Below are 26,983 nucleotides of genomic sequence, written 5' to 3'. Positions count from 1 at the left end.
CGTATGCCCTCTTCCGGGTACGACGGGAGGCAGTTGGTGAACCGAGACCTCACCGTGCACGACTGGGTCGTGGCGGGCGGCTGGCTGGTCGCCGGGGTGGTGGCGACCGTCCTCATCCTCCTTCTTCTGCGCTGGCTCGGCCGGCACGCGACCCGTACCCGGTGGAACGGCGACGACGTCCTCGTCGACGGCCTGCGCGCGCTGGTGCCGGTCGCGGCGATCACCGGCGGGGTGGCCGCCGCGGCGGCGGCGCTGCCGCTGTCCGGCAAGGTCAACCACACCGTCAACCAGGTCCTGACGGTCCTGATCATGCTCGCCGCCACCATCACCGCGGCGCGCGTGATCGCCGGTATGGTCCGGGGCGTCACCCAGTCCCGTTCCGGTGTCGCCGGATCGGCCTCGATCTTCGTCAACATCACCCGGGTCGTCGTCCTGGCCATCGGCTGCCTGGTCGTCCTGCAGACGCTGGGCATCTCGATAGCGCCGCTGCTCACCGCCCTGGGTGTCGGCGGTCTCGCGGTCGCGCTGGCCCTCCAGGACACCCTCGCCAACCTCTTCGCGGGCATCCACATCCTCGCCTCGAAGACGATCCAGCCGGGCGACTACATCCGGCTCACCAGCGGGGAGGAGGGGTACGTCGTCGACATCAACTGGCGCAACACGGTGGTGCGCAACCTCTCCAACAACCTCGTCATCATCCCGAACGCCCAGCTCTCCAGCACCAACATGACCAACTACAGCCGCCCGGAACAGGAGATGACCCTGCTGGTGCAGGTCGGCGTCGGCTACGACAGCGACCTGGAGCACGTGGAACGCGTCACCTCCGAGGTGGTGACCGAGGTCATGACGGAGATCGACGGGGCGATGCCCGAGCACGAACCCGCCATCCGCTTCCACACGTTCGGGGACTCGCGGATCAGCTTCACCGTGATCCTGGGGGTCGGCGAGTTCAGCGACCAGTACCGGATCAAGCACGAGTTCATCAAGCGGCTGCACAAGCGGTACCACGTCGAGGGCATCCGCATCCCGTCCCCGGCGCGCACCGTCGCCCTCCAGCAGAACGGCGTGGCGATACCGCCGCAGCGCGACGGGTCCCTGTCGGTCCCGTAAGGCATCCGAAGTCCGCGCAAGGCACCTGAAGTCCGCTGAGGACAAGGGAGAGCGGGGCGGTCCGGGCCGGAGCGCCCCGCTCTCCCCCTGCGTGCCGCGCGGGGCCGCTCAGTGCGCGGCGAGCAGCCCTTGCGGCGTGTCGCTCCCGGACGCCCGCTTCGCGCTGCGCAGCGCGGCGACGCCGATGAAGACCATGGACGACAGGCCCGCGATCGCGAACGCGGTGAAGCCCCAGTCGCCGTTTCCGGCGGCGAGCAACTGGCCGCCCAGCCACGGACCGAACACCGCGCCGAAGCGGCCCATGCCGGAGGTCCAGCCGACGGCGGTGGCGCGGTTGTCGGGGGTGGAGCGGATCGAGACCGTCGCGTAGATCATGACCTGGGCGCTGTTGAGGAACACACCGGTGAGGAAGACGACCGTGAAGGTCACCGCCAGCGGCATGTGGACGCTGAGCAGGAAGACCCCGGCGGCGGTCAGCGCGAACCAGAGCGACGAGATGCGCGGGGCGCCGAACCGGTCCGCGGCCCGTCCGGCGACCAGCATGCCCACGATGCCGCCGAGGTTGAACAGAACGACGAACGTCAGGGCCGAGCCCAGTTCGTACCCCTCGCCGCGCATCAGCGTGGGCAGCCAGGTGGCGACGCCGTAGACGAGCAGCAGCCCGCCGAAGGACGCCAGCCAGTACAGCAGGGTCTGGCTCCACTCGCCGCGGCGGAACAGCCCGAGGAGGGCGTTCCAGCGGTCGCCCGCGGCCTTCTTCTCCGCCGCGGCGGGCAGTTCGGCCTCGAAGCGGGCGGCCAGGGCACGGGCCTCCTCGGTGCGGCCCTTGGCGACGAGGAAGCTCAGCGACTCGGGCATGAACCTGGCGAGCAGCGGGACGAAGAGCAGCGGGACCACACAGACCCAGAACGCGGCGCGCCAGCCGAGGGGTTCCACGATCCACAGGGCCACGTAGGCGGAGAGGATGCCGCCCGCGTGGTGGGCGGTCATCAGCATGCCGATGGTGAGGGCGGCGCGGCCGCGCGGGGCATAGTCGGAGACCATGCTGATCGCGGTGGGCAGCAGGCCGCCGAGACCGACGCCGGCGAGGGTCCGCCCGAGGCCGAAGACCGCCACGCCGCCCGACACGGCGCACAGGGCGGAGGCCAGCGAGAAGAGCGTGACACAGGCGACCATCAGCTTCTTGCGGCCCACCCGGTCGGCGATCGTCCCCGCGGTCAGCGCGCCGACGAGCATGCCGAACGTGGCGTAGCTGCCGAGGTCGCCCGCCCGGTCCGGGGTGAGGCCGAGGGACTTCTCGGCCAGCATGTGCGGCAGCACGGAGCCGTAGATGAACATGTCGAGGCCGTCGAAGAGGACGGCCAGCCAGCACAGCGCCAGGACCAGTACGGCCATTCTGCTGCCGCGTGCGGACAGGGCGAAGGAGGAGGACATCGTTGTTTCCTCTCGTCCAGGAGGCGGGTCCCTGGAGGGGATTCGGGAGGGGGGTCGCGCGCGGCCCGTGCGGGCGACCCCGTGATGCCCCTGACGCTAGGAATCCGCCCTGCGAGTGTCAACGTTTTTGTCAACAATCACAGGAACGGGTCACGCGCCGTGGTTCTGGACCGGTGGCGTGCCGTGCGTGTGGAAGGACTCGATGGTCTTCAGACCCCAGGCCTGCCCCTTCTTCCGCTCGTTCTCGGTCCAGGTGATCAGCGGCCAGTCCGGGGCCAGCACCAGCCGGGTGAGCGGGTTGCACAGCTCGATCCGGTTGCCGCCGGGCTCGTAGACGTAGAGGAAGAACGTCTGCTGGATGGCGTGCTTGTGCGGCCCTGTCTCGATGAACACACCGGTGTCCAGGGCGAGATCGGCGGCCCGCAGGATGTCCTCGCGGGTGTCCGTGGCGAACGCGATGTGGTGCAGGCGCCCTTGGGAGCCGGTCCAGTCCTCGGTGTAGACGACGTCGTACGACTTGCTGCTGAAGGTCAGCCACTGGGCGGCGATCCTGCCGTCGTCCAGCTGGATCTGCTCGGTCGGCCTGGCACCGAGCACCTCGTGGACGAAACCGCCGTTCGGCGCGACGTCGGCGGCGAGGAAGTTGACGTGGTCGAGGCGGCGTACGCCCACTCCGTGCCCCGGCTTGGCCTGCGGCTGGTTCTTCAGGCCGGGCTGCAGCGCGTCCGGTGCCCGGTACCACTCGCTCTCCCAGTAGAGGGCGATCTCGTGGCCGTCGGGGTCGGTGGTGAGGTACAGCGGGCCGATGCCCGGCTCGTCCTCGACCCAGCGGCCGGTGCGGCCGGCGCCCTCGGCCGCCTCGACCCGGCGCCGGAGCGCTTCCTCACCGGAGGCGCGCAGGGCGGTGCGGCGGATACCGGAGGTCTCGTGCGCGGTCAGGACGAGGCTGTGGTGCTCGTAGTCGTCCCAGGTCCGCAGGTAGACGGAGTTCCCGTCGCCCGAGCGGCCGTTCTCGGTCAGGCCGAGGTAGTCGGTGAAGAACCGGACGCTGGCGTCCAGGTCGGGGGTGAGCAGTTCGACGTGCCCGAGGTGGGCGATGTCGCCGAGCGGCGGGGCCATGGGGCCTCCTCAGGGGTGGTGGACGGCACGGGTGGGGGCGGCCAGGGCTCAGGCCGGCCGGGGGAAGACCGTGCCGTCGAAGATCTTGCGTGCGGTACGGACGACGGCGGTGCGGCGGGCGACCGGGGTGCCGGTGCGTGTGCCGGGGAGAGCGCCCGGGGTGCCGGACGCGAGGGCCGACCCGTCGGGCGCGGGAGCCGTGTCCTCGTGGGCGAGGTCCGTCTCGATGTCGAGGAATCCGGTGGGGTGCTCGATGCGCGTCCGGTCCCCGTGCTCCGGCAGCCGGGCCACCCCCTCGCCCACGCCGCCCTCGATCCGCAGCCCGGCGGCGACACTCGCGGCGCCCAGGACCCCGATCGAGGTGTGACAGCGCACCGGGATGAAGGTGCGGGTCATGACCGCGCCGCCCTCCGACGCCGGGGCGAGCAGGGTGAGTTTGGGCACGGTGGTGTGCTCCACGTCGCCGAGACCCATCAGTTTCCCGGCCGCCAGCCGGATCGCCCGCAGCCGCTCGGTGAGTTCCTGGTCCGCCTCCAGGTCGGCGGGGGTCTCGTAGCCGGTGACGCCGAGCGAGGACGCGGCGATCAGCACGGTCGGCATCCCGTTGTCCACGCAGGTCACGGGCGTGTCCGCGACGATGTCACGGGCCCGTCCGGTCGGCAGCAGCGGGTTGCTCCCCTGCGGGAACTCGATGACCACGGGGGCGGCGGACCCGGGCACACCGGAGATCTCGGCGAAGCCGGAGTAGTCGACACGTCCGCCCGGAGCGGGGAAGTCCGCGACGGCGAGGTCCCCGGTGTTGAGCATGCGGATCCGCACGGAGGCACGGTCGCCGTCCGGCACGACAAGACCGCGCTCGACGGCGAAGGGGCCCACACCCGCCAGCAGGTTCCCGCAGTTCTGACGGTCGCTCACCTCCGGCTTGTCGACGCCGACTTGGAGGAACAGATAGTCGACGTCCGCCTCGGGGTCGGCGGACACGGAGACCACCGCCACCTTGCTGGTGAGGGGATGCGCCCCGCCCAGGCCGTCGATCTGACGCGGGTCGGGGCTGCCCATGATCCGCAGCAACAGGGCGTCGCGCGGGGCCGGTTCGGCGGGCAGGTCCCCGGCGAGGAAGTAGGCGCCCTTGGAGGTGCCGCCGCGCATGAGCATGCACCGCACCTCCTCGAAACGCGCCGGCTCGAAACGCGCCGGCTCCGAGCGCGCCCGCTCCGGGCCGGTCACGACCCCGCTCCGTCCCGCTGCTCGCGCTCGTACTCGTCGTACGACCGGTAGGAGACGCCCAGGCGTTCGAGGGTCTCGCGCAGGCCGTAGCGGTCCAGGCCGAGTTGGCCTTCCTGGAAGGCGGCGCGGGCCTTGGCCTCCTTGACCTCACGGGCCTCGGACGCCTCGGCCGTCCGCCGGGCGCGCTCACGGGGCACGCACACCACACCGTCGTCGTCGGCGACGATCACGTCACCGGGCCGGATCACCTGGCCGCCGATGACCACCGGCACGTTGACCGAACCGCCGGTCGCCTTGACCGTGCCCTGCGGGCTGACCGCCGCGGACCAGGCGGCGAAGCCCATCTCGCGCAGTTCGACGGTGTCCCGGATGCCCGCGTCGATGATCAGGCCGCGCACTCCGCGCCGTTGCAGCGCGGTGGCGAACAGTTCGCCGAACATGCCGTCGGTGGACGGCGAGGTGGTCGTGACGACCAGGATGTCGCCCTCGCCGCACTGCTCGACGGCCGCGTGGATCATGAGGTTGTCGCCGGGCCAGGAGAGCACCGTGACCGCGGTGCCCGCGACCCGGGTGTCCTGCTGGACGGGGCGCAGACGGGTGCCGAGCAGACCGGTGCGGCCCATCGCCTCGTGCACGGTGGCGACCCCGTAGGCGGCGAGCGCCTCGACGTCCTTGGCTTCCGCCTTCGGCGGGTTGGTGACGATCACGCCGCTCATGCCAGTTCTCCTGTGACCTGCGGGTAGGGCCGCATGTATGCCTCGGCCATGGTGGTGTGGGCCAGACCCAGGTTCGGGCCGGCGTTGCGCTTGAGCTGGACACCGCGGCGGACGGCGAGGTCCGTGTAGTAGTCCCACAGGTGCCGTTGGGCGGCCAGGCACTCCATCGCCTTGCGCTTGGTCTCCCAGACCTCGGAGATGTCGAGGAGCACCTGGGGCTTGAAGCCGCACATCTCGGGCTGGTGCGGCTCGAAGAAGAACACCGGCGGTGCCCCGATGACCTCCCCCTCGGCCGGGTAGCCGACGGCCTGCGCGAGGACACGCGCGTCCAGGGCCATGCGCGCGGCCGCCGGGTGGTCGCCGTTGTAGGGGTCGTCGAGCGGGTGGGTGAGCACGACGTCCGGCTGGACCTCGCGGTAGACACCCACCAGACGGTCGGTCAGCTCGGGCGTGACGCTCAGGGGGTAGTCGCCCGCGTCGAAGAAGACGATCCGCGCGCCGAGGGCGCCGGCGGCCGCCTCTGCCTCACCGCGGCGCAGCTCCTTGATCTCCTCCAGTGACTTCCCCTCGCGCCACGCCTTGGCGGACTCTCCGCGTTCGCCGTAGGTCAGGCAGGCGACGGTGACCTTCTCACCCCGGGCTGCGGCGAGGGCGATGGCGCCGCCCGCCCGCCAGACGAAGTCCCCGGCGTGGGCGGTGACGACGAGCGTCGACCGCGTGGTGACGAGCGTCAACGGTGGGCTGTTGGGCGCGTTGCCGTGGGTCATTCCTGCAATCTCCTTGCTGGACAGGCCGGTTGGCCCACCCCGCGACGTCAGGCGCGCGACGCGTCGCGCGCCCGGCGCTCATTCACGCAGTGCGTCGATCACACCCGCGAGGTGGGTGCGGACGGCCTCTTCGGCCGCCCGCGGGTCCCGGGCCCTGATCGCGTCGATCATGGCCAGATGCTCACTCAGGGATTTCTGGGGCCGCCCCGGCCGCAGCGCGAGCTGGAAACGATGGCGCACCAGTTGCGCGTTGAGCCGCTCCAGCAACCCCACGGCCACCTGCTGGCCGGAGAACTGCCTGATGTGGGCGTGCAGTTCGTGGTTGAGGTCGGAGTAGGTCACCGGGTCGCCGTCGGCGACGGCCTTGGACATCGCCTCGCCCAGGACGACCAGCTGGTCCAGCTGCTCGTCACTGGCCTCGACGGCCGCCTTGCCCGCGCACAGCCCTTCGAGGGCCATGCGGCACTCGGTGATGGCGACCGCTTCCTCCACGGTCACCACCCGCACCCGTGAGCCGCGGTTGCGGATCCGCTCGACCAGCCCTTCCGACTCCAGCTCGATCAGGGCCGCCCGGACACTGGCCCGGGTGACGGCGAACTGCTCGGCGAGTTCGTTCTCCACCAGCCGCTGGGCCGGGGCCATCTCGCCACGCAGGATCGCCTGCCGCAGCTGGGTGAGCGCATGCTGTTTGGCCTGCTCTCCTGTGCTCGGACGGGCTTCCTTCGGCATGTGTGCCCTCCCTGAGTGAGTGCCTGTCGAACCTAAATCTAGACGAACAAGATTGTCAACAATTTTGTTCGTCATACCGCCGCTCCCCAGCCACCGCACAGAAAAAGGGCCCCGGTTCCGGGGCCCTTCAACCGCTGATCAGGTGTTCGTACTCTGCGGGCCGGTGGGGGCCGGTCGCGCAGTTCCCCGCGCCCCTCGCGGGCGGGGCGGGGCTCCGCGGACCCACGCCCCGCTCGGCGGCCGTCAACCGCGGGCCACGGGAAGCCCGTTGCTACGGATCACGCGCCGCTCCGCGTCCACCGCGAAGACCTCACAGCCCACGCGTGAGGCCGCCCACTCGACCCCCTCCAGCCCCATCGCGAACGCCGCGGTCGCCGTCGCGTCCGCTTCGGTGAGCGACGCGGCCACGACGGTCAGGCTGAGCAGCCCGGTCGCCGGACGGCCGGTGCGCCCGTCGAGAATGTGGTCGCCCCGCTCGTACCGCCCGGAGGTCGCCACCGCCCCGTCGGTGATCTCCAGGACCACGCACACCCGGTCGGCCCGCTCGGGGTGCCGTACACCGACCCGCCAGGGCCGGCCGCCCGCGACCACGTCGCCGCCCGCGTTGAGGCAGAACGCCGTCACGCCCCGCGCCCGCAGCAGCTCCGCGGCACGCTGGACCGCCCAGCCCTTGACCATGGCACAGGGGTCCAGGCCGCGGCCGGGCAGCCGCACCTGGAACGCGCCACCGCTCTCCACCCGGTACCGCTCGCACAGGTCGAGAACCTCGACCAGGTCCGGGCTGAGCCGGTCGGCCGCCAGCTCGCCCCGGTCCAGCCGGGACACCTCACTGCCGGGCAGGAAGGGACTGAACCGCGCGTCGACCTCACGCAGCCATGCGAACACCTCGTCCGCCGCGTGCGCCGCGTCCGCCGTGCCGACGGCCGTGTCGCCCACGCGGTCGGCGCCGTCGATCCGCAGGGAGATCGGCAGCCCCATGATGTGCTCGACGCGCCGCACGGCATCGGCCGCTGACACCCCGGCCCTGCCGCTTCCCGCGGTCGCTTCGGTCGTGGACACCGCCGTCACCCCTTCGCGTCGATGGCCGCCTGGAGCGACTCGACGTATCCCTTGCTCGTGATCGTCGCGCCCGACACCGCGTCGATGTCGGCGCTCTGCGCCTGGAGCGTCTCCGCGACGAGCTTCGGTACGGCGGCCTCGGTCTGCGGGTGGTTCGGCTGCTGGAGCAGCTTCACGGCGGCGATCTTGTCGCCGTCGAAGGTCACCTCCACCTGCACGGTGCCCTTCTCGGTGTTCACCGTCGAACCCGTGACCACCTGGGACGAGCCGCCTCCCGCAGAACCCGAGGCGTCCCCGGAGGACGTCGGCGCGGGCGACGGCACGGCGGGCGCCGCGACCTCGGTGGTCGTCGTCGAGCCGTCCGAGGGCGCGTAGCGCCACACCGGGATCAGGCCCGCGACGGTCAGGACCAGAACAGGTATTGCTCGCTTCACGATGTCTCTCTCATCCCGCCAGGCTGAAGCGCTCGAAATGGATCTGCGGCTTGGGCACGCCCAGCTCGCGCAGGCTGCCCAGCACCGCGTTCATCATCGGGGGCGGCCCGCACAGGAAGACGTCCCGCTCGCCGATGTCCGGCACGAGCCGCGCCAGCTCGCCCGGTGCCAGCTTGTCGGGGCTGACCGGCCCGGACACGAGGTGCAGCTCGGCTCCCTTGGCACGGGCGAGCTCCCGCAGCTCCTCGTACAGGACCGCGTCCTGGTCGGTGGCCACCCGGTAGATGACCACGGCACGGCCCTGCACCTCTTCCAGCAGGGCCCGGATCGGGGTGACGCCCACGCCGCCGGCGATGAGCACGGCCCCGGGCCGGGTGCGGTGCATCGCGGTGAAGGCGCCGTAGGGCCCCTCGGCGAAGACCCGCGTGCCCACCTTGAGGTGCCGCAGGGCGGCGGTGCCGTCACCGGCCGTCTTGGCGGTGAGCCGCAGGCTCCGGCCGTCCGGGGCGGCCGACAGCGAGAACGGGTTGGCCTGCCACCACCGGTCCCTGGTGAGGAACCGCCACAGGAAGAACTGACCCGCGCGGGCCGGCAGCCGGTCCAGGTCGCGCCCCGTGATGTAGACCGAGACGACGTTGTCGGACTCGGGTACCACGGCCGAGACCCGCAGCCGGTGCCGCAGGTTCCGCCACAGCGGGAGCACCACCCGGCCGAGCAGTACCGCGCCGAGCGCGACGCCCCACAGCGTGTACCAGTACGTCGTCGCCGCGGACGACGAGGTGAAGGTCGTACCCGCCGCGACCTGGTGCGTGAACGCCAGGACCACCGCGACGTACGTGTACAGGTGGATGAAGTGCCATGTCTCGTACGCCAGCCTGCGGCGGGCGTAGCGGGCCGAGACCGCGCCGATCACGAGGATCAGCCCCAGCGCGACGATCGAGCGGAACACTCCCTCGACGGTCTCGCCCAGGTCCACGAGTTGGTTCACCGGATCCAGCGACGACGACCGGGCGTAGCCGAAGGTGATGAACACGGCGTGCCCCAGCAGCGTGAACAGCAGTCCGAAGCCGACCCAGCGGTGCCAGGAGGTCAGCCGGTCCATGCCGATGCGGCGGTCGAACCAGGGCAGCCTGGCGACCAGCAGCAGCTGGAAGGCCATCAGGAGCGCGCCGTACAGTCCGGCCAGCCGGCCCAGCACGATGAGGGTGTTCGAGGCGAACCCGGCCTGGATGAAGAACACGGTCACCACGACCACGTTCAGGGCCAGCACGCCGTACAGGCCGGTGCGGGCCACCACCTTGGGGCGCACTGCCGCGGTCGGCGGCGGCACGGTCGTCTGGACAGTCGTCACGGACGGCAACTCCTCGATTCGGGTCCTGAGGCCGTCATCGGGTTCCGAGGGCCTGGTCCGGCCCTCGGATCCTCGATTCGGGTCCTGGACTTCGAGCCTGCCTCCCCGGAGCTGTCGTTTTCCTGTCGATGAACTTTCAAGTGTTTATCGATCTCGGTTCCGCGTCCCCTCGGCTATGGCGCGGACGGCCACGTGAAGCACTATGGGCACGTGGAAAAAGTACGACTTCTCGTCGTGGACGACGATCCGCCCATCGCCGACCTGGTCGCGACGGTCGCCCGCTACGAGGGCTGGGAGGCGGTCACCGCCAACTCCGGCGAGGAGGCCCTGCGGCGGGCCGCCGAGTTCCACCCGGACATCGTGGTGCTCGACCTGATGCTGCCGGGGCTCGACGGCTTCGCCGTCCTCGACCGGCTGCGCCTGTCCGGGACGATGGTGCCCGTGGTGTTCCTGACCGCGCGGGACGGGGTGGCGGACCGGGTCGCGGGCCTGACCAGGGGCGGCGACGACTATCTGGTGAAGCCGTTCGCGGTGGAGGAGCTGATGGCCCGGCTGCGGACCGTGCTGCGCCGCAGCGCGGGCCCCGCCTTCCAGCGGTCCGTGCTCGCGGTCGCGGACCTGACGATGGACGAGGACACCCGCGAGGTGCGCCGGGGCGAGCGCCTGCTGACGCTCACCCCGACCGAGTACGAGGTCCTGCGCTACCTCATGCGCAAGTCGCCGACCGTGCTCACCAAGGCCCAGATCCTCGACCACGTCTGGGAGTACGGCTTCGGCGGCCGTTCGAACGTGGTGGAACTGGTCATCAGCCGCCTGCGCCGCAAACTCGACGGCGACAACGACAGCGGCACGGGCACCGGTGATGCGACCGGCGAGAAGGACGGGCCGCAGCTGATCCACACCGTACGAGGCGTCGGATACGTGGTGCGACAGGTCGCCGGGTGACGCGGAGGCCGAAAGCCGCCGAGGCGCTCCACCTGATCGACCCCGCCGGCCCGCCTGCCCGCCGGCCCGTCAACCCGGCCTGCCGGTGGCGCCATCCGGGTGGAACGGGCGTTTCTTGAGCGGGAACGGGGCCTCAGCGGGCTGTTCCTGTGCCATGAAGGTGTCCAACCGGGCAAACACAAGCCGGAGTTCATGGACAACAGGAGGAAACCGTCATGAGCGCACCGCACACCGGGCACCGGATCGTCTCCGTACTCGCCGGGGTTCTGCTCGCGGGGACGGCCCTGGCCTCACCCGCCGCCGCCACGGGCCACCGGTCGGACCCGGGCCCGGCGTCCGTCACCACGCCGGCCGGGCCGGCTGCGGCGTTCGTATACAAGGGCCGGGTCATCGCCAGGCCGGCCGTCAACGTGCGCCAGAACCCCAACACCAGCAGGCCGCCTGTCCGCTCCATCCCGTACGGCACCGTCGTCGAGCTGAAGTGCAAGGCCAACGGTGAGGTCGTCGACGGCAATCCCCGCTGGTACCTCCTGAAGGACAAGAGCGGCTGGGTCGCGGCCCGCTGGATCGAGAACATCACCGCCGCACCCGGCCCGTGCTGAACACGCCCTGCTGACCTTCCCGCGCGCCCCGTCCCGAGCGGGGCGCCGGGCCTGCCCGGCAACCTGGCGTTTTCCTGTCGGCAGGCTTTCAAGTGCCTGTCGATCCGGTCGCGCCACCCCCATGGCTATGGCGCGACCGGCCACGTCGAGCACTATGGACACGTGGAAAAGGTACAACTCCTCGTGGCGCACGACGCCCCGCCCGCCCCGCCCCTCGTGGTCCTCGACCCGATGCCGCCGGGTTTCGACGGCCGCACCGCCCCCGACCGGCTCCGCCCGTCCGGGACACGGCAGGCCGCCGGGTGATCCGCAGCCTCCGCGACACGTACCGCAGACTCCGCCTCGGCACCCGGCTCGCGCTGGGCATCGGCGTGCTCGCCCTGGTCGTCTTCGCCGCGGTCGGCACCGCACTGTCGACGTACATGCGGGACTACCTGGAGCATCAGCTCAACAATCAGATGAAGCTGGTCCAGGTCACCCAGGCCAAGGACGCCCAGGCACACGGCACCGTGGAACGCAGGCCGTACTACGGCTGGTACACCGCCGTGTACGACGTCTCGGGCGACTCGGCCGTCCTGCGCAGACCCAGCGACGTCCCGAAGGACACCGTCCAGCTCACCGCCGTCGCCGAGTCGCTGGCCCGTGCGGGCTCGACGGAGATGTCCCACACCACGCGGATCGAGGACGAGGGCTCCTACCGGCTGCGGGCCTGCAAGATCGGCACCGGCGTGGTCCTGGTCACCGCGGCTCCCCTGGAGGACATCGAGAAGACCATGGACCAGCTGGTCACGGTCCAGGTCGTGGCGTTCGCCCTCGCGCTCCTGGGCCTGGTGGTGTTCGGGCGCGCGGTGCTGCGCCGGGGGCTGAAACCGCTCAGCGACATGGCACACACGGCCCGCGGCATCACCTCGCACGACTTCACCGACTCGGCCCGCCTGCCGGTCCGCGCCGACCGCGGCAACGGCGGTCCGGAGGTCGAGGAACTGCGCACCGCGTTCAACACCATGCTGGAGCACATCGACGACTCCCTGGCCGTCCGCACGGAAGCCGAACAGCGGCTGCGCCGCTTCGTCGCGGACGCCTCGCACGAGCTGCGCACCCCCCTGATGTCGGTACGCGGTTACGCGGACCTCTTCCAGTACGCGGCGGCCAACGAGCCCGAGGAGCGGGAGAAGCACCTGGCCAGGCTGCGCGCCGAGGCGGCCCGCATGGGGGTCCTCCTCGACGATCTGCTCCTGCTCGCCCGCCTGGACGCCGCCGAGGTGGACACACCGCTGCGGCTGGAGGACGCGGACCTGGCCGAACTGGTGCGGCAGGCGGCGGACGCGTTCCGCGCGAGCCACCCCGACCATCCGCTGTCCGTGTCCCTGCCTGCGGGCGCCGGCCCGGTGGGACTGCGGCTCGACGTCCTGCGCATCCGGCAGGTCCTCGACAACCTCCTCACCAACGCCGCCGTGCACACCCCGGCCGGCACCGACGTCCGCGTGGAGGTGTCCACCGCGACCGGCCCGACCGCGTCGGGCGAGGCCGTCGTGCGGGTCACCGACTCCGGCCCCGGCATCCCGGCCGCCGACCAGGAGCACGTCTTCGACCGCTTCTTCCGCATCGACAAGGCCCGCAGCCGGGACCGCGGCGGCAGCGGCCTGGGCCTGGCGGTCGCCCGCTCCCTGATCCGGGCCCACGGCGGCACCATAGAACTGACCAGCACTCCGGGCACGACCACGTTCACGATGACGATCCCGCCGGCACCCGCCGCCCCGTGAGGGGCACAGCCTCGTCACTCCTGCCGGTAGAGCGCCGTGAGGAGTTCGATCACCCTCGGCGCCGCCGGATGCGGATCGTCCCGCCACCAGGCGAGCCGGACCGCGATCGGCTCGGCGTCCCGTACCGGTCTGTAGACGACTCCCGGCCGCGGGTACTGGTGCGCGGTCGCCTCCGCCGTCATCCCCACACAGCTGCCCGTGGAGATCGCGGTCAGCCAGTCGTCGATGTCGTGGGTGTCCCTGACCGCCGGACGCGCGTCCGGCGGCCACAGCTCCGTCGTGGTGGTCCCGGTCCGCCGGTCGACCAGCAGCATGCGTCCGGCGAGGTCGGCGAGCCGCACCGAGCGGCGCCGGGCCAGCGGATCGTCGGACGCCATGGCGCACAGCCGCCGCTCCAGGCCCACGATGACGGAGTCGAAGCGGCGCTCGTCCAACGGCCGCCGGACGACGCCCAGTTCGCACGTGCCCTCCGCCAGTCCCGCGGTGGCGGAGTTGGCGCGGACGAGTTCCAGCTCCGTCTCGGGGCGCGCCTCGGCCCAGCCCCGCTGGAAGGCCAGGGTGTGACGGCCGAGGGCCGACCAGGCGTAACCGATCCGCAGACGGGCGTGACCCGAGGCGGCCTCCCGGACCAGGCCCTCCACCTCGCCGAGCACCCGCCGGGCGTGCGCCACCACCCGCAGCCCGGTCGCCGTCGGGGTCACCTCTCGTGAGGTACGCCTCAACAGCCGGACGCCGAGGGCCCGTTCGAGCGAGGCCAGGGTGCGGGACACCGCCGCCTGGGAGACGCCGAGGGCGCCGGCGGCGTCGGTGAAGCCGCCCTCGTCGACGATCGCGACGAGACAGCGCAACTGCCTCAGTTCCACGTCCGCCCCAGCCGCCACGCCCGCTGTGTCAGCTGTGCCCGTCGCCTCCGTCGTATCCATGACTCAAGCGTATAGATGGACCGGATGATGCATTTTGCGCATGACCGTGGCAGGCGCAGCATCGAGGCATGCACGCAGCCTCCGCGCCCTCCACGGCGTCCGCGCAGCACACTCCCCCGACACCGACACCGACACCGACAGTCCCCTCGCCCGACCGCCGGCGGGCGGCCGGGCTGGTGACCCTCGTCGGCAGCGGGCTGTCCAACCAGACCGGGGCCGCGATCGGCTCGCTGGCCTTTCCCGTCCTCGGCCCCCTCGGTGTCGTCGCGGTACGCCAGTACGTGGCCGCGCTCGTCCTGTTCGCGGTCGCCAGGCCCCGGCCGCGCTCGTTCACCAGGCACCAGTGGTGGCCGGTCCTGCTGCTGGCCCTGGTGTTCGGGACGATGAACCTGTCCCTCTACACCGCCATCGACCGCATCGGCCTCGGTCTCGCGGTGACCCTGGAGTTCCTCGGCCCGCTCGCCATCGCGCTGTCCGCCGCCCGCCGCCGGGTGGACGCCTGCTGCGCGCTGGTGGCCGCGGCCGGCGTGGTCACCCTGATGCGTCCGCAGCCGTCGGCCGACTACCTCGGGATGGGGCTGGGCCTGCTCGCCGCCGTGTGCTGGGCGGCCTACATCCTGCTCAACCGCACCGTGGGCCGGCGCATACCCGGAGCGCAGGGCTCCGCCGTCGCGGCGGGCGTCTCCGCCCTGATGTTCCTGCCGGTCGGCATCGTCCTCGCGCTCCGGAACCCGCCGACCCCCACGGCTCTCGCGTACGCGGTCACCGCCGGCGTGCTCGCCTCCGCGGTGCCCTATCTCGCCGACATGTTCACCCTGCGCCGGGTGTCCGCCCCGGCCTTCGGTCTCTTCATGAGCGTCAACCCGGTGCTGGCCGGCCTGGTCGGCTGGGTGGTGCTCGGCCAGCACCTGGGGCCGGTGGAGTGGGCCGCAGTCGGTGCCGTCGTAGCCGCGAACGCGCTCAGCATTCTCGCGGCCCGTCGTTGAGACGTGACCCACCGCTCGGCTACTCGGCGTAGAACGTCGCGTCCGCCCTCGCCGTCGTCGTGTCGGCGGGCTGCGTGACGAGCAGGTAGTCGTAGTGCCGGAGGTAGCTGCCCGCGACGTTGTACGCCTCGAAGGAGACACCCGCGGAGGTGTCGGCCAGACCGGCCCGCCGGTAGAAGCTCGCGTCGCCCTTGAAGGCCGTACTCCCGTCGCTCCTGTCCACCCAGACCTCGCCGTTGGCGCGGTGGCGCAGGTAGTGGCCGGGGAAGTTCGCCGATTCCAGGGAGACCGTTCCGGTGCCGGCCAGCCCCGTCACCACCCGGAACTGGGAGTCCGCGAGGTTGGTGACGTTCGGCTCGATCTTCGCCCGGTACTCCCAGTGCCGGATGTACCGGTCGGGGAAGTTGTACGAGGAGAAGCGGACCGGGGTGACCCCGTCGGCCACCGGGATGCCGAAGTTGGGCGTGCCGTCGGCGTTCCAGTACAGCTTCTGGTAACGGGTGCGCCGGTTGGGGTCGTTGAGCGGGTCGCCGCTGATGTCCTTGTAGTCGCGGTCGTGGTAGACGAGGACGTCGGACCTGCCGTCCTCGGACGTGGTGAAGGTGTTGTGCCCCGGGCCGTACTGGCCGGTCGCGGTGTTGCTGGTGAAGACCGGGGTGGGGGTCTTGGCCCAGGAGGCCGCCTTCATCAGGTCGGCGGAGGCGGACGCGGTCAGCAGGCCGAGGCAGTAGTTGCTGTCGGTGGCGCTCGCCGAGAAGGTCATGAAGACCTTGCCGCCGCGCTGGATGACCGCCGGGCCCTCGTTGACGGTGTGGCCGACCGTCTCCCAGGCGTTGGTGGGCCGGGAGATCATGACCGGACTGCCGCTGATCGTCCAGGGGTTGGACATCCTCGCCAGGTAGATGTTGGTGCCGTCGCCGACCGCCGGGTCGTTCTGCGCCCAGCTCAGATAGCGGGTGCCGCCGACGGTGAAGGTGGTCGCGTCGAGCGAGAAGGTGTCCAGGGGCAGGGCGATGCGGCCCTTCTCGGTCCAGGTCCCGGTCAACGGGTTGGCCGCGGCGGTCTCCAGGACGTACGGGCGGATCTTCCAGACGTCCCCGGAGGCCCCGGCGGCGAAGTGGACGTACCACTTGCCGTCGATGAAGTGGATCTCCGGTGCCCAGATGTGCGCGCCCATGTCACCACTGGCGTGCTTGGTCCAGATGGTCGTCTCGGCGGCCGTGGACAGGCCCTGGAGGGTGGTGGACCTGCGCATGACGATGCGGTCGTACGCGGGCACGGTGGCGGTGAAGTAGTAGTAGCCGTCGGTGTGTTTGTAGATGTGCGGGTCGGCGCGCTGTGCTGCGACGGGGTTGGTGTAGGTGACGGCGGGCGAGGTGGGTGCGGCGGCCTCGGCGGTGCCGGAGGCGAGGGCGGTCAGGGTGACGAGGAGCGCTGTGATCACCCTTGCGATCGTGCGTCTCACTGTCTTCCTCTCGATCACGTCAGATCGTTCGAAATACCGTATGCGGGGGTCTGGGGGCGTAGCCCCAGTGAAAGTCTGCGCAGTTCCCCGCGCCCCTGAGGGGGCATGCCCAGGGGCGCGGGGAACGGCGCAACGGGGGTTCGGGGGCGGGGGCGAAAACCCCTTCACGCCTCCCGACGGGACGTCATCGTCCGCTGGATCAGGATGAACGCACACAACAGCACACCCGTCGCGATCTTCGTCCACCACGAGCTGAGCGTCCCCTCGAACTGGATCAGGCTCTTGATCAGGCCGAGGACCAGGACACCGAACAGCGTGCCCACCACGTACCCCGACCCGCCCGTCAGCAGCGTGCCGCCGATCACCACCGCCGCTATCGCGTCCAGTTCGAGACCCGTCGCGTGCAACGGGTCCCCGGACTGGATGTAGAGCGTGAAGAGCAGCCCCGCCAGCGCCGAGCAGAACCCGCTCATCGTGTACACCGCGATCTTCGTCCCGCCCTGCGGAAGCCCCATCAGCAGGGCCGACTGGTCGTTGCCGCCGATGGCGTACACCCGGCGGCCGAAGCGTGTGTAGTGCAGGACGTAGAACGCCGCGGCCAGCACCACCAGTGCCACGATCGCCCCGACGGAGAGGAACGCCCCTCCCAGGGACAGCTGCGCCTGGGCCATGCTGCTCACCGAGGAGTCGCCGATGGAGATCGACTCCTTGCTGATGACCAGGCACAGGCCCCGGAAGAGGAACAGGCCGGCGAGCGTCACGATGAAGGGCTGGATCTCGAAGTTCTGGATCACATAGCCCATCAGGTAGCCGCCGAAGGCTCCCACGGCCAGCGCCATGGGGATGACGACCACGATCGGCAGGCCCTGGCGCTCCACCAGCCATGCCGTGAACATCGTCGTGAAGCCGATGACGGAGCCCACGGAGAGGTCGATGCCGCCGGAGAGGATGACGAAGGTGGCCCCGACCGCGGCGACCAGCAGGTAGCTGTTGTCGATGAACAGGTTGAGGAACACCTGCGTCTCGGCGAACCCGTAGTTCTGGTACCGGCTCAGACCGACGGCGTACATCACGAGGAAGAGCCCGGCCGTCACCAGGACGGGCAGGCGGCGGTCGCCGAGGACGCGCGTCGCCCGGCTCGGCGTACGGCTGTCGGGCGCCTTGGGCTGTCGGGTGGTCGTGGTCATCAGGAGACCTCCATCGTGCGTACGGTCTCGGGGGTCGCGGCGGCGTCCGCCGGCGCCTCGGCCCGCTCGGCGCCCCGCTTCCCTCCGAAGCCGCCGGTGCCGAACACCTTGGCGCGGAACTTCGGGGACTGCATCAGGCAGACGATGATGACGACGGCGGCCTTGAAGACCAGGTTGGTCTGGGTGGGCACGCCGATGGTGTAGATCGTGGTGGTGAGGGTCTGGATGACGAGGGCGCCGACCACCGTGCCGCCGATGGAGAACCGGCCGCCGAGCAGCGACGTACCGCCGATGACCACGGCGAGGATGGCGTCGAGCTCGATCCACAGCCCCGCGTTGTTGCCGTCCGCGGCCGAGGTGTTGGAGCTGATCATCAGGCCCGCGATCCCGGCGCACAGCGCGCAGAACACGTACACCATGATCTTGATGCGCCGTGACCTGATGCCGACCAGGCGGCTGGCCTCCGCGTTGCCGCCGACCGACTCGACGAGCAGGCCGAGCGCCGTGCGGCGGGTCAGTGCCACGGTGACGGCGACCACGACGGCCACCACGAAGATGGAGAAGGGCAGCGTCAGCCAGTAACCGCCGCCGATCAGTTTGTACGGCCCGCTGTTGACGGTGATGATCTGCCCGTCGGTGATCAGCTGGGCGACACCGCGCCCGGCGACCATGATGATCAGCGTGGCGATGATCGGCTGGATGCCCATCCTGGCGACCAGGAAGCCGTTCCAGAGACCGCAGGCGACGGCGGCGAGCAGGCCGAGGCCCATCGCGAGGAGCACCCCGGACAGGGCCGCCTGGTCCGCCTGGTCACTGAGGTACGAACAGGACAGTGCCCCGGTGATCGCGACGACGGCGCCGACGGACAGGTCGATGCCGCCGGTGGCGATGACCAGGGTCATCCCGACGGCGACCAGGATGAGGGGCGAGCCGAAGAGCACGATCGAGACGAGGCTGCCGTAGAGGTGCCCGTCCGTCATCCTGATCGAGAAGAAGTCGGGCGTGAAGGGGACGTTGACGAGCAGCAGGACGACCAGCACGGCGACCGGCCAGAACAGGTGGTGGCGTGTCAGCTCTCGCCATCGGGGAGTGGTGGTCACTGGTGCTCTCCGCTCGCGATGGTCTCCAGGATCCGGGTGGGGGTGATCTCGGGCCCGTTGGCCAGCCGGGCCACGAGCCTGCGGTCGCGCAGCACGCCGATGGTGTGGCTCAGCCGCAGGACCTCCTCCAGTTCGGCCGCGATGTACAGCACGGCCATGCCGTCCTCGGAGAGCGAGACCACCAGTTTCTGGATCTCGGCCTTGGCGCCGATGTCGATGCCGCGCGTCGGCTCGTCGAGGATCAGCAGTTTCGGCCGGGTGATCAGCCAGCGGGCGAGCAGGACCTTCTGCTGGTTGCCGCCGCTGAGCTGTCCGACCCTGGCCTCGGGGTTGGCCGGCCGGATGTCCAGGGCCTTGATGTACTTCGCCACGAGCTCGTCGCGCTGGGCGGCCGGGACGGGCCGGATCCAGCCGCGCGCGGCCTGCAGGGCGAGGATGATGTTCTCCCGCACCGTCAGGTCCGGTACGAGCCCTTCGGTCCTGCGGTTCTCCGAGCAGAACGCGACCCCCGCGGCGATGGCGTCGTTCGGCGCGCTCATCGAGACCTGCTTGCCGCCGATACTCACCTTGCCGCTGTCCGGCTGGTCGGCGCCGAAGAGCAGCCGGGCCAGTTCCGTACGGCCCGAGCCGAGCAGTCCGGCGAGTCCGACGACCTCGCCCTTCTTGATCTCCAGGTCGAAGGGGGCGATCCCGCCGGTCCTGCCGACGCCGTCCGCCGTGAGCAGCGACTCCCCCACGTCGGAGTGGAGTTGGTGGTCGTGGAGCTCCTCCAGCTGGTCCAGGGCCTTGCCGATCATCAGCTGGACCAGGCCGACCTGATCGAGGTCGCGGACCATGTGCTCGCCGACGAGGGCGCCGTTGCGCAGCACGGTCATCCGGTCGCAGACCTCGTAGATCTGGTCGAGGAAGTGCGAGACGAACAGGATCGCGACGCCCTGCCCCTTCAACCGCCGCATCAGGGCGAAGAGTTCGAGGACCTCGTCGCGGTCGAGGCTGGAGGTCGGCTCGTCGAGGATCAGCACCTTGGTGCCCGATCCCGAGCCGTCGCTGTCCCCGGTCCCCACCGCCCGTACGATCGCGACCAGTTGCTGCACGGCGAGCGGGTACGAGGACAGCGGCGCGGTGACGTCGATGTCGAGGCCGAGCCGGTCGACGAGTTCCGCGGCCTCCCGGCGCAGCCGTTTCCACTGGATGCGGCCGAAGCGGGTGGGTTCACGGCCGATGAAGATGTTCTCCGCCACCGACAGGTTGGGGCAGAGGTTGACCTCCTGGTAGACCGTGCTGATCCCGGCCTGCTGGGCCGCCGACGGGCTGGTGAAGCGGACGGACGAGCCGTCGAGGGTGACGGTGCCGCCGTCCAGGGAGTAGACCCCGGTCAGCACCTTGATGAGGGTGGACTTGCCGGCGCCGTTCTCGCCGAGCAGGGCGTGGATCTCGCCGGGGAAGAGCCGGAAGTCGACACCCGACAGAGCCCGTACCCCCGGAAACTCTTTGACTATGCCCGTCATCTCCAGGACGGGCAGCGGCTCTGCCATGGCAGCGCTCCTCTTGACTGGATGTTCGGTCAGGCCCTGGTGTTCGTACGGGCCCGGAGACCGGAAGTGCGTTCGAGCCCCCGGGGAGCCCCCTTGAACCGAGGTGTTCGGCCGGACGGAGGCTCCCTGGGGGTGGGTGCGGTCGGTCAGCCGGTGCGGGTGGCGGCCGGCGGGTCAGTACTTGCGGGTCGGGAGGGCGTCCTTGGCCTGGTCCTGGAGGAAGTCGCCCTCCTTGGTCTTGATCCGGCGCTCGACCGTCTCGCCGTCGTCGACCTTCTTCACGAGGTCCATCAGCTGGGGGCCGAGCAGCGGGTTGCACTCGACGATGCCGTTGATCTTGCCCTCGGACATCGCGACGAAGCCGTCCTTCACGCCGTCGACCGAGAGGATCAGAATGTCCTTGCCGGGCTTCTTGCCGGCCGCCTCGATGGACTGGATGGCGCCGAGGGCCATGTCGTCGTTGTGCGCGTAGAGCACGTTGACGTCCGGGTTGGACTGCAGGAAGGCCGCCATGACCTGCTTGCCGCCGGCCCTGGTGAAGTCACCGGTCTGGCTGACGACGATCTTCCAGTCGTCCTTGTGCTCGGCGTCCATGATCTCCTTGAAGCCCTTGGCGCGCTCGATCGCGGGGGCGGCACCGGTGGTGCCCTCCAGCTGTGCGATCTTCACCGCGCCCTTGTGGCCGGCCTTCGCGAGGATCTTCTCCAGCATCCTGGCCGCGCGCCGGCCCTCGTCGATGAAGTCGGAGCCGATGAAGGAGACGTACAGGGAGTCGTCGGCGGTCTCGATGGAGCGGTCGGTGAGGATGACCGGGATCTTCGCGGTCTTGGCCTCCTTGAGCACCGCGTCCCAGCCGGTGACGACCACCGGCGAGAAGGCTATGACGTCCACCTTCTGCGCGATGTAGCTGCGGATCGCCGAGATCTGGTTCTCCTGCTTCTGCTGGGCGTCGGAGAACTTGAGGGTGTAACCGGCGTCCTTGGCCGCTTCCTTGACCGACTTGGTGTTCGCCGTGCGCCAGCCGCTCTCCGACCCGACCTGCGCGAAGCCGAGGGTGATCTTCTTGCCACCGCCGCCGCTGCCGCTGCCCGAGTCGGAGCCGGAGGAACCCTCGTCCTCCTTGGCACAGGCCGCCAGGCCGCCCGCGGCCGCCACGCCGACCGCCGCGGTGAGGAAGTTCCTTCTGTTGAGCATGTTCTTCTCCTTTGAAGAGCGGGCCCGGTAGGGCCTGCTGGTGCACGTGCTGCTCGCCGGGACAGGCCGCGTACGTCCAGCCTGTCGATCATTGTTCGAGATATCGGACATACCGGGGCGGGTGGGAAACGGTCGTCGGGGGGGGCGTCGGTGATGGTCGGTGACGGTGAGAGGTCAGACGGGCGGGGCACCCTGATCCGAGGTGTACGGGAACGTGCTGGCGCGGACGACGAGTTGGGGTTCGATGGCGATGCTGAGCGCCCCGGACGGCTCCCTGCCCTCGATCAGGTCGAGGAGCAGGGCGATGCTCCGCTTGCCGACCGCCGCGAAGTCCTGCCGGACGGTGGTGAGCGGCGGTGCGAAGAACTCCGACTCCGGGATGTCGTCGAAGCCGACCACCGCCACGTCCTGGGGAGTTCGCACCCCCGCCTCCCGCAGGGCCCGTAACACCCCCAGCGCCATCTGGTCGTTGGCGACGAAGACCGCGGTCAGCCCCCGGCCCACCCAGCCGGCCAGTTCCTGGCCGGCCCGGTAGCCCGACAGCGGACTCCAGTCCCCGCGCAGCGTCGACGGCGGTTCCAGACCCGCCGTTTCGAGGGTGATCCGCCAGCCCGCGGCGCGGTCGGCGGCCTCCTGCCAGTCCTCGGGCCCGGCGAGGTGCCAGACCCTGCGATGGCCTGCGGCCAGCAGATGACCGGTGGCCAGGCACGCGCCCAGGCGTTGGTCCACGGTGACGCCGGGGATCCCCACGGAGGGGCCGCTGCCCACGGTCACCACCGGGAACGGATGGCGGAGTTCGGCGAGGGCCTCGACCGCCGACCGCTGCGGGGCGATGGCGACGACTCCCTCCACCCCGCCCTCACTGAGGTGGTCCAGCGCCTCGGACAGCTTCTCCACCGTCAGCTTGCGCAGACTGACCGTGGAGACGAGATAGCCCTCGGCACGCGCCGCCTCCTCCAGTGCGAAGAGGGTGCTGGCCGGACCGTAGAGGGTGGTGTCCGAGGCCACGACACCCAGGGTCCGGGTGCGCCGGGTGACCAGGGCCCGTGCGGAGAAGTTTCGGCGGTAGCCCATCTCCTCGATCGCGTGCAGCACCCTGGCCCGGGTCTCGTCCCGCACGTTGGGGTGATCCCCCAGCACACGGGAGACGGTCTGGTGGGACACGCCTGCCAGTCGCGCGACATCGGCCATGGTGGGCGGCCGAAGCTGGGATTGTGCCATGCCGCACCTCCTTGGCGGTCGTGAACCGGAAGACTCCTGAGCCGTGCGTGGACCGTCACCCGGGGCCTCCCCGAAAGTCGGCCCGTGATTGCGGAGGTCATTGTGAGCGCTAACAATTCATGCCGGTCAAGGGGGCCGACAGCAGGAGGACGTCACGTTTGCGTAACGCACCGGAGGCGCGCGATTGCGGAGTGACAGATTCAGGCGCGGCTTCACGGCGAAGGTATTGACGGGCTCCGGGCGCGGCCCTAGTTTCGGCACCGAAACTTCGAACCACACACGAAATACCGGACGTTGGTGAGGTGCGGATCCAGCCAGACGTACGGGCCCCGGCCTGTTCCACCGTGTGCGGATGGGCCGCGCGCCGTCCCCACGGCCTTCGGGGAAACCCCTCGGAGGCCCTGACGGTGCTGGTGTACCGTCCCCGACGTGACTGTCTCCTCCGTCGGCACCGGGAACCCCGCGACGCGTACCTCCGGTGTGCAGTCGGTGGCACGGGCCGCCGCGCTGCTGGGGGCCGTCGTGGACAGCCCCCCGGGCGGCGCCACCCTGACCGAGCTCTCCAAGATCACCGGATTGAACGTGAGCACGGTGCACCGGCTGCTCGGCACGCTCAGCGCGGAGGGGTTGCTGTGCCGTTCCCAGGAGGGCGACCGGTTCCTGCCCGGACCGGTGCTGTTGCGGCTCGGGCGCAGGTCGCTCACGGCCAGCGGACTGCCGGAGGTGACGGCGGTCCTCAAGGAGTTGGCCGACGCGACCGGGGAGACCGCGAGCATCGGTATGCGGCGCGGTGACAGGGTGCTGGTACTGGTCTCCGTCCAGTCCGAACAGCCACTGCGGTACCTGGGCGAGCCCGGGGCGTCCGTGCCGTTGACGGAGACAGCGATGGGGGTCGCCCTGCTGGCCTTCGACACCGCGTCACGGCTGGGCGGGGTGCTGTCGCGAGGCGGGGCCACGACGCCGGCCCCCCTTGAGCGGTCCACCGGCGGAACCGGGGGACACGACCCCGCGGAGGCCGAACAGCGGGATTCCGCACGGGATTCCACGGAAACCGAGACCTCCGCGGAGTGGGCGCGGCGCGTGCAGCTGCTGGCGGCCCAGTTCCGGGGCTACGCCGTGGTCGACGGCGTCGAAGGCAGTGGTCTGCGGGGACTGGCGGCGCCTGTGGACAGCGGGTCGCCGTACATCCAGCTCGCCGTGGACATCCAGGGCCCGGCAGGACGTATGACCGACGACCGCCTGCCCGCACTGGGGGCACGCGTGGTGGCCGCGGCGGAGAGCCTGCGCGGTCTGCCGGTCGCCCTGTCGCTGGGACAGCTCTGACCTCTCCGACCTCTCTGACCTCTCCGACCTCTCCGACCTCTCCGACCTCTCCGACAGGGCCTGCCACCAGCGCCCCGCTCCCCGCTTGAGGGCCGGCGCGTGTCCTGTGACGGCCCGAGTGTGTCAATCATGTTGCGTCCCACAGCCGCATCCCCTCGACGGACTGCCCCAACATGCCCAGATCTCCGGGCAGATGGCCTTTCCCACGAAGTGGAAGTCGTTCGCGTATGACGGGAAGACCTCATTGACGGGTCCGTGGTGCTGGCCTAAAGTCGGCCGCGGCCCACGGACACCAGCCACACCGTGCGGACGGCAAGGCGGCAGAGAAGAAGGGGGGTTGTCATGACAGCGAAGGCACGCGCCGACGAGATCGTCATATCCCGCAACCACCCCGTCTTCGACCTCCCCGAGATCGTCGCCATAGAGCACGGTCTCTTCGCCCGAGCCGGCCTCGACGTACGCCTCGCGCAGAACACCCCGGCACAGGAGCGCGAGTCCCGCGATCCGATCGCCCGCCGCAAAGAGGCCCTCTTCGAGTCCGAACGCGCCGATCTGTTCAACCTCTGCGAGTGGGGCGGCATCGACCGGCTGGAGCGCAACAAGCGCGGTGGCTACATCGGCTATCTGCGGCCGGCCGTCGTCGCACAGGCCCTCGTCAGCTTCGATCCCGCGTTGAACGAGCCGCACGACCTGAGCGGCATACCGGTGGGTGTCAACGAGTACACCGGCTCGCACTACACGGCTCTCCACCTCCTCGAAGGCACCGTCCCGCGCGAGCGGATCGTCCTGGAACACATGGGCCCGCCGTCCGCCCGGCTGGCGGCGGCCGCCGCCGGTGAGATACCGGGCGTCATGCTCATGGAGCCCTATCTGAGCCTGGCTCTGGAGTCCGGGGCGCATGTGCTGGGCTCGTACTTCTACCGTGGTGCGCAGGTGGTGGCGCCGCATCTGCCCGCCGAGCGCCTCGCCCTCTACATATCGGTGATCGACGCGGCCGTCGACATCATCAACGCCGACCGTGGGGCCTGGGCCGACCACATCGTGAGCGAGGTCGCCGGCCGCCTCGCGCCGGAGCGGCTGCAGTCGCAGTACCACCGCTTCACGCACACCACCCCCTACACCCGCGAGCGCTTCACCGAGAGCTACGCGTGGATGGCCTCCTGGCAGCTGACCGACGGGCGCAGCGGCTACGACACGCTGCTCGCCCTGCGGCAGACATCGGGGACCTCCTCATGATCCTCGAACTGCGGCATCCGGTGCTCCTCACCCGCCGCTACCACCTCGACCTCGGTGTCATCGCCGGCGGCCTGTGTACCGACGCGGTGCACGGCGGTTCCGCCCTGCGCTGAGCGGACGCGCCCTCCACTCCACCGGACGCAGCCACAGTCTCAGCCGTACCCGCGCCCGTACCGGACGATCACGTCACGGCCGACGGACGTACGGGCTTCGGGGAGAGGCGGTTGGAGTCGGCTGTGCAGGCCGTGTCCCCCTCGCCCGAACCACGTCGACCAGCACCTCGTGCCGCCGCCCCGCCGCGCCCTGTGCCGGGCGGCACCCCCGCCGGCTTCCCGCCCCCTCTCCTGCTCCGCCCTGGCCTGCCCCACCCTCGCTCTGCCTGCTCTCCCCTTCCCTCCCTCTCTTTCTCCTTCCTCTTCCTTCCCTCGCCGCGCCCCGCGCCAAGGAGTTCTCCGTGACCACCGCATCGCCTCGCACTACCGCCCAGGAGACCGCGTGATGAACAGTCATCCCTTCCTCCGGTCAGACTCCCGGGCCACTCCCCCTGTCGGGGGCGCGCTCGGCCGCCGGGCCCTGCTGCGCTCGGGCGGCGGGCTGCTGGCCGCGGCCGGACTCGCTCCGCTGCTCGCGGCGTGCGGGGAGTCCGGGGACGACGGCGCGAGCGGCGGGAAGTCGGCACGGGTCGAGGACACCCAGGCGGGCACGGCGGGCGCGGTCATCCGGCCGATCAGCGAACAGCACAAGCTGGTCGGGGACTTGAAGCTCACCTATGTCGCGGGTTCGGGACCGGGCGACGTACAGAACAAGCTGCTGTCCGGGGCTCTCGACATGGCCAGCATGGGACCGATCGGGGCCGCCGTCTCGCTCGCCGCCGGTGCCGACGTCCTCATCTTCTCCACCAGCCTCTCCAACCACGTGCGGTGGCTGGTGCCGGAGAACAGCCCGTACCGCAGCATCAAGGACCTGCGCGGGAAGAAGGTCGCCACCCCGCCGAAGAACAGCGACGCCTACCGCTCCACCCAACTCTCCTGCGCGGTCGGCGACATCGACTTCGAGGAGGAGTACAAGGTCCATCCCGGTGCGGTGCTCGCGGGGCTCTCCCTCTTCGAGCGCGGTGACGTGGACGCCATCGTCACCATCGAGCCCAACGCCACCCGGCTCGTCGCCAAGGGCGCGCGTCAGCTCGCCACGGTCACGCAGCTGTGGCAGCAGGGCACCGGCAGCGACGCCGACCTGTTCCTCAACGGGCAGGGTGCCAAGCGCAGTTGGGTGGAGAAGAACCGGCGGACCGCGGCCGCCCTGGCCGACCTGCGGCTCAGGTCGCACCAGTACATCCACGACCGGCCGCAGGTACTGGCCGAACTGCACGAGTCCTACGGCATTCCCGCGTCGGAGAAGAAGGCCATCGCCCTGCTGCCCGAGCGGCTGGCGGGCATCTATCCCACCGAGTGGGGCCACGCGTCGTTCACCAGCATGCGCGACCAGCTCAAGGTCGCCGCCGGAGTCGGGTTGATCAAGGCCGTGCCCGACAAGACCGTCTACCGGGATCTGGGGTAG

Annotated in this window: 25 protein-coding genes; 9 read left to right on the top strand and 16 right to left on the bottom strand. The window is 70.5% G+C overall.

Annotated elements, in window-relative coordinates:
• Positions 1–36: 36 nt before the first annotated feature.
• On the top strand, positions 37–1,110 hold the full coding sequence (locus ACLVWQ_RS03045) for a mechanosensitive ion channel family protein (protein WP_414106541.1): 1,074 nt from the start codon (positions 37–39) through the stop codon (positions 1,108–1,110).
• 108 nt (positions 1,111–1,218) lie between these two features.
• Here ACLVWQ_RS03045 and ACLVWQ_RS03040 read toward each other — a convergent pair whose 3' ends face one another.
• The 9 genes from ACLVWQ_RS03040 to ACLVWQ_RS03000 form a co-directional block, all read right to left on the bottom strand.
• On the bottom strand, positions 1,219–2,544 hold the full coding sequence (locus ACLVWQ_RS03040; protein WP_414106540.1) for an MFS transporter: 1,326 nt from the start codon (positions 2,542–2,544) through the stop codon (positions 1,219–1,221).
• 150 nt (positions 2,545–2,694) lie between these two features.
• On the bottom strand, positions 2,695–3,663 hold the full coding sequence (locus ACLVWQ_RS03035; protein WP_414106539.1) for a catechol 2,3-dioxygenase: 969 nt from the start codon (positions 3,661–3,663) through the stop codon (positions 2,695–2,697).
• 48 nt (positions 3,664–3,711) lie between these two features.
• Positions 3,712–4,818, bottom strand: coding sequence for a 4-oxalomesaconate tautomerase (locus ACLVWQ_RS03030; RefSeq protein ID WP_414107369.1), 1,107 nt, complete (start codon positions 4,816–4,818; stop codon positions 3,712–3,714).
• Positions 4,819–4,886: 68 nt separating this feature from the next.
• Complete coding sequence (locus ACLVWQ_RS03025) at positions 4,887–5,606, bottom strand: 4-carboxy-4-hydroxy-2-oxoadipate aldolase/oxaloacetate decarboxylase (protein WP_414106538.1); 720 nt, start codon at positions 5,604–5,606, stop codon at positions 4,887–4,889.
• Positions 5,603–6,373, bottom strand: coding sequence for a PIG-L deacetylase family protein (locus ACLVWQ_RS03020; RefSeq protein WP_414106537.1), 771 nt, complete (start codon positions 6,371–6,373; stop codon positions 5,603–5,605). Before ACLVWQ_RS03020 ends, ACLVWQ_RS03025 begins: the two co-directional genes overlap by 4 nt.
• Positions 6,374–6,451: 78 nt before the next feature.
• Positions 6,452–7,102: a GntR family transcriptional regulator gene (locus ACLVWQ_RS03015; RefSeq protein ID WP_414106536.1), complete on the bottom strand. Its 651-nt coding sequence runs from the start codon at positions 7,100–7,102 to the stop codon at positions 6,452–6,454.
• Positions 7,103–7,345: 243 nt separating this feature from the next.
• A complete protein-coding gene (locus ACLVWQ_RS03010; protein ID WP_414107368.1) occupies positions 7,346–8,101 on the bottom strand; it encodes an FAD:protein FMN transferase in 756 nt (251 codons plus the stop codon).
• Positions 8,102–8,166: 65 nt separating this feature from the next.
• Positions 8,167–8,595 (bottom strand): FMN-binding protein, encoded by a 429-nt coding sequence (locus ACLVWQ_RS03005; RefSeq protein WP_414106534.1) that lies wholly within the window; start codon positions 8,593–8,595, stop codon positions 8,167–8,169.
• A 10-nt stretch (positions 8,596–8,605) separates the two neighbouring features.
• Entirely contained in the window at positions 8,606–9,946 is a 1,341-nt protein-coding gene (locus ACLVWQ_RS03000; RefSeq protein ID WP_414106533.1) for a ferric reductase-like transmembrane domain-containing protein, read from the bottom strand.
• A 210-nt stretch (positions 9,947–10,156) separates the two neighbouring features.
• Between ACLVWQ_RS03000 and ACLVWQ_RS02995 the strand changes: the two genes are divergently transcribed.
• From ACLVWQ_RS02995 to ACLVWQ_RS02980, 4 genes are all read left to right on the top strand, one after another.
• Positions 10,157–10,891 (top strand): response regulator transcription factor, encoded by a 735-nt coding sequence (locus ACLVWQ_RS02995; RefSeq protein WP_414106532.1) that lies wholly within the window; start codon positions 10,157–10,159, stop codon positions 10,889–10,891.
• 215 nt (positions 10,892–11,106) lie between these two features.
• Positions 11,107–11,493: an SH3 domain-containing protein gene (locus ACLVWQ_RS02990; protein WP_414106531.1), complete on the top strand. Its 387-nt coding sequence runs from the start codon at positions 11,107–11,109 to the stop codon at positions 11,491–11,493.
• A gap of 162 nt (positions 11,494–11,655) precedes the next feature.
• Positions 11,656–11,799, top strand: a complete 144-nt coding sequence (locus ACLVWQ_RS02985) for a hypothetical protein (RefSeq protein ID WP_414106530.1) — start codon at positions 11,656–11,658, stop codon at positions 11,797–11,799.
• Positions 11,796–13,256: a sensor histidine kinase gene (locus tag ACLVWQ_RS02980; RefSeq protein ID WP_414106529.1), complete on the top strand. Its 1,461-nt coding sequence runs from the start codon at positions 11,796–11,798 to the stop codon at positions 13,254–13,256. The genes ACLVWQ_RS02985 and ACLVWQ_RS02980 overlap by 4 nt, the downstream gene beginning before the upstream one ends.
• Positions 13,257–13,270: 14 nt before the next feature.
• Here ACLVWQ_RS02980 and ACLVWQ_RS02975 read toward each other — a convergent pair whose 3' ends face one another.
• Complete coding sequence (locus ACLVWQ_RS02975) at positions 13,271–14,179, bottom strand: LysR family transcriptional regulator (RefSeq protein WP_414106528.1); 909 nt, start codon at positions 14,177–14,179, stop codon at positions 13,271–13,273.
• Between the two features lie 68 nt (positions 14,180–14,247).
• Between ACLVWQ_RS02975 and ACLVWQ_RS02970 the strand changes: the two genes are divergently transcribed.
• Positions 14,248–15,165 carry an EamA family transporter gene (locus ACLVWQ_RS02970; RefSeq protein ID WP_414106527.1) on the top strand — a complete coding sequence of 306 codons (918 nt, stop codon included), beginning with the start codon at positions 14,248–14,250 and terminating at the stop codon, positions 15,163–15,165.
• Positions 15,166–15,184: 19 nt separating this feature from the next.
• Here the strand turns inward: ACLVWQ_RS02970 and ACLVWQ_RS02965 are convergent, their stop codons facing one another.
• From ACLVWQ_RS02965 to ACLVWQ_RS02940, 6 genes are all read right to left on the bottom strand, one after another.
• Positions 15,185–16,609, bottom strand: a complete 1,425-nt coding sequence (locus tag ACLVWQ_RS02965) for a family 43 glycosylhydrolase (RefSeq protein ID WP_414106526.1) — start codon at positions 16,607–16,609, stop codon at positions 15,185–15,187.
• A 185-nt stretch (positions 16,610–16,794) separates the two neighbouring features.
• Complete coding sequence (yjfF, locus tag ACLVWQ_RS02960) at positions 16,795–17,817, bottom strand: galactofuranose ABC transporter, permease protein YjfF (protein WP_414106524.1); 1,023 nt, start codon at positions 17,815–17,817, stop codon at positions 16,795–16,797.
• Entirely contained in the window at positions 17,817–18,917 is a 1,101-nt protein-coding gene (locus ACLVWQ_RS02955) for an ABC transporter permease (RefSeq protein ID WP_414106523.1), read from the bottom strand. The genes yjfF and ACLVWQ_RS02955 overlap by 1 nt, the downstream gene beginning before the upstream one ends.
• Complete coding sequence (locus ACLVWQ_RS02950; RefSeq protein WP_414106522.1) at positions 18,914–20,452, bottom strand: sugar ABC transporter ATP-binding protein; 1,539 nt, start codon at positions 20,450–20,452, stop codon at positions 18,914–18,916. The genes ACLVWQ_RS02955 and ACLVWQ_RS02950 overlap by 4 nt, the downstream gene beginning before the upstream one ends.
• Positions 20,453–20,626: 174 nt before the next feature.
• Positions 20,627–21,646 (bottom strand): ABC transporter substrate-binding protein, encoded by a 1,020-nt coding sequence (locus ACLVWQ_RS02945; RefSeq protein WP_414106520.1) that lies wholly within the window; start codon positions 21,644–21,646, stop codon positions 20,627–20,629.
• 174 nt (positions 21,647–21,820) lie between these two features.
• Positions 21,821–22,867: a LacI family DNA-binding transcriptional regulator gene (locus ACLVWQ_RS02940; RefSeq protein ID WP_414106519.1), complete on the bottom strand. Its 1,047-nt coding sequence runs from the start codon at positions 22,865–22,867 to the stop codon at positions 21,821–21,823.
• Between the two features lie 429 nt (positions 22,868–23,296).
• Between ACLVWQ_RS02940 and ACLVWQ_RS02935 the strand changes: the two genes are divergently transcribed.
• From ACLVWQ_RS02935 to ACLVWQ_RS02925, 3 genes are all read left to right on the top strand, one after another.
• Positions 23,297–24,190 (top strand): IclR family transcriptional regulator, encoded by an 894-nt coding sequence (locus tag ACLVWQ_RS02935; protein ID WP_414106518.1) that lies wholly within the window; start codon positions 23,297–23,299, stop codon positions 24,188–24,190.
• Between the two features lie 342 nt (positions 24,191–24,532).
• Complete coding sequence (locus tag ACLVWQ_RS02930; RefSeq protein ID WP_414106517.1) at positions 24,533–25,426, top strand: nitrate ABC transporter substrate-binding protein; 894 nt, start codon at positions 24,533–24,535, stop codon at positions 25,424–25,426.
• A 498-nt stretch (positions 25,427–25,924) separates the two neighbouring features.
• A complete protein-coding gene (locus ACLVWQ_RS02925; protein WP_414106516.1) occupies positions 25,925–26,983 on the top strand; it encodes an ABC transporter substrate-binding protein in 1,059 nt (352 codons plus the stop codon).

The organism is Streptomyces sp. CWNU-52B (genome assembly GCF_047444975.1).
Classification (GTDB): domain Bacteria; phylum Actinomycetota; class Actinomycetes; order Streptomycetales; family Streptomycetaceae; genus Streptomyces.
The sequence above is the reverse complement of the archived record's forward strand: the minus strand, read 5'-3'. Positions and strand labels throughout refer to the sequence as shown.

Excerpts from the sequence above, each read along its gene's own strand:
- ACLVWQ_RS03040 (WP_414106540.1), bottom strand. The coding sequence starts at position 2,544 with ATGTCCTCCTCCTTCGCCCTGTCCGCACGCGGCAGCAGAATGGCCGTA.
- ACLVWQ_RS03035 (WP_414106539.1), bottom strand. The coding sequence starts at position 3,663 with ATGGCCCCGCCGCTCGGCGACATCGCCCACCTCGGGCACGTCGAACTG.
- ACLVWQ_RS03030 (WP_414107369.1), bottom strand. The coding sequence starts at position 4,818 with ATGCTCATGCGCGGCGGCACCTCCAAGGGCGCCTACTTCCTCGCCGGG.
- ACLVWQ_RS03025 (WP_414106538.1), bottom strand. The coding sequence starts at position 5,606 with ATGAGCGGCGTGATCGTCACCAACCCGCCGAAGGCGGAAGCCAAGGAC.
- ACLVWQ_RS03020 (WP_414106537.1), bottom strand. The coding sequence starts at position 6,373 with ATGACCCACGGCAACGCGCCCAACAGCCCACCGTTGACGCTCGTCACC.
- ACLVWQ_RS03015 (WP_414106536.1), bottom strand. The coding sequence starts at position 7,102 with ATGCCGAAGGAAGCCCGTCCGAGCACAGGAGAGCAGGCCAAACAGCAT.
- ACLVWQ_RS02990 (WP_414106531.1), top strand. The coding sequence starts at position 11,107 with ATGAGCGCACCGCACACCGGGCACCGGATCGTCTCCGTACTCGCCGGG.
- ACLVWQ_RS02975 (WP_414106528.1), bottom strand. The coding sequence starts at position 14,179 with ATGGATACGACGGAGGCGACGGGCACAGCTGACACAGCGGGCGTGGCG.
- ACLVWQ_RS02970 (WP_414106527.1), top strand. The coding sequence starts at position 14,248 with ATGCACGCAGCCTCCGCGCCCTCCACGGCGTCCGCGCAGCACACTCCC.
- yjfF (WP_414106524.1), bottom strand. The coding sequence starts at position 17,817 with ATGACCACGACCACCCGACAGCCCAAGGCGCCCGACAGCCGTACGCCG.
- ACLVWQ_RS02950 (WP_414106522.1), bottom strand. The coding sequence starts at position 20,452 with ATGGCAGAGCCGCTGCCCGTCCTGGAGATGACGGGCATAGTCAAAGAG.
- ACLVWQ_RS02945 (WP_414106520.1), bottom strand. The coding sequence starts at position 21,646 with ATGCTCAACAGAAGGAACTTCCTCACCGCGGCGGTCGGCGTGGCGGCC.
- ACLVWQ_RS02940 (WP_414106519.1), bottom strand. The coding sequence starts at position 22,867 with ATGGCACAATCCCAGCTTCGGCCGCCCACCATGGCCGATGTCGCGCGA.
- ACLVWQ_RS02930 (WP_414106517.1), top strand. The coding sequence starts at position 24,533 with ATGACAGCGAAGGCACGCGCCGACGAGATCGTCATATCCCGCAACCAC.
- ACLVWQ_RS02925 (WP_414106516.1), top strand. The coding sequence starts at position 25,925 with ATGAACAGTCATCCCTTCCTCCGGTCAGACTCCCGGGCCACTCCCCCT.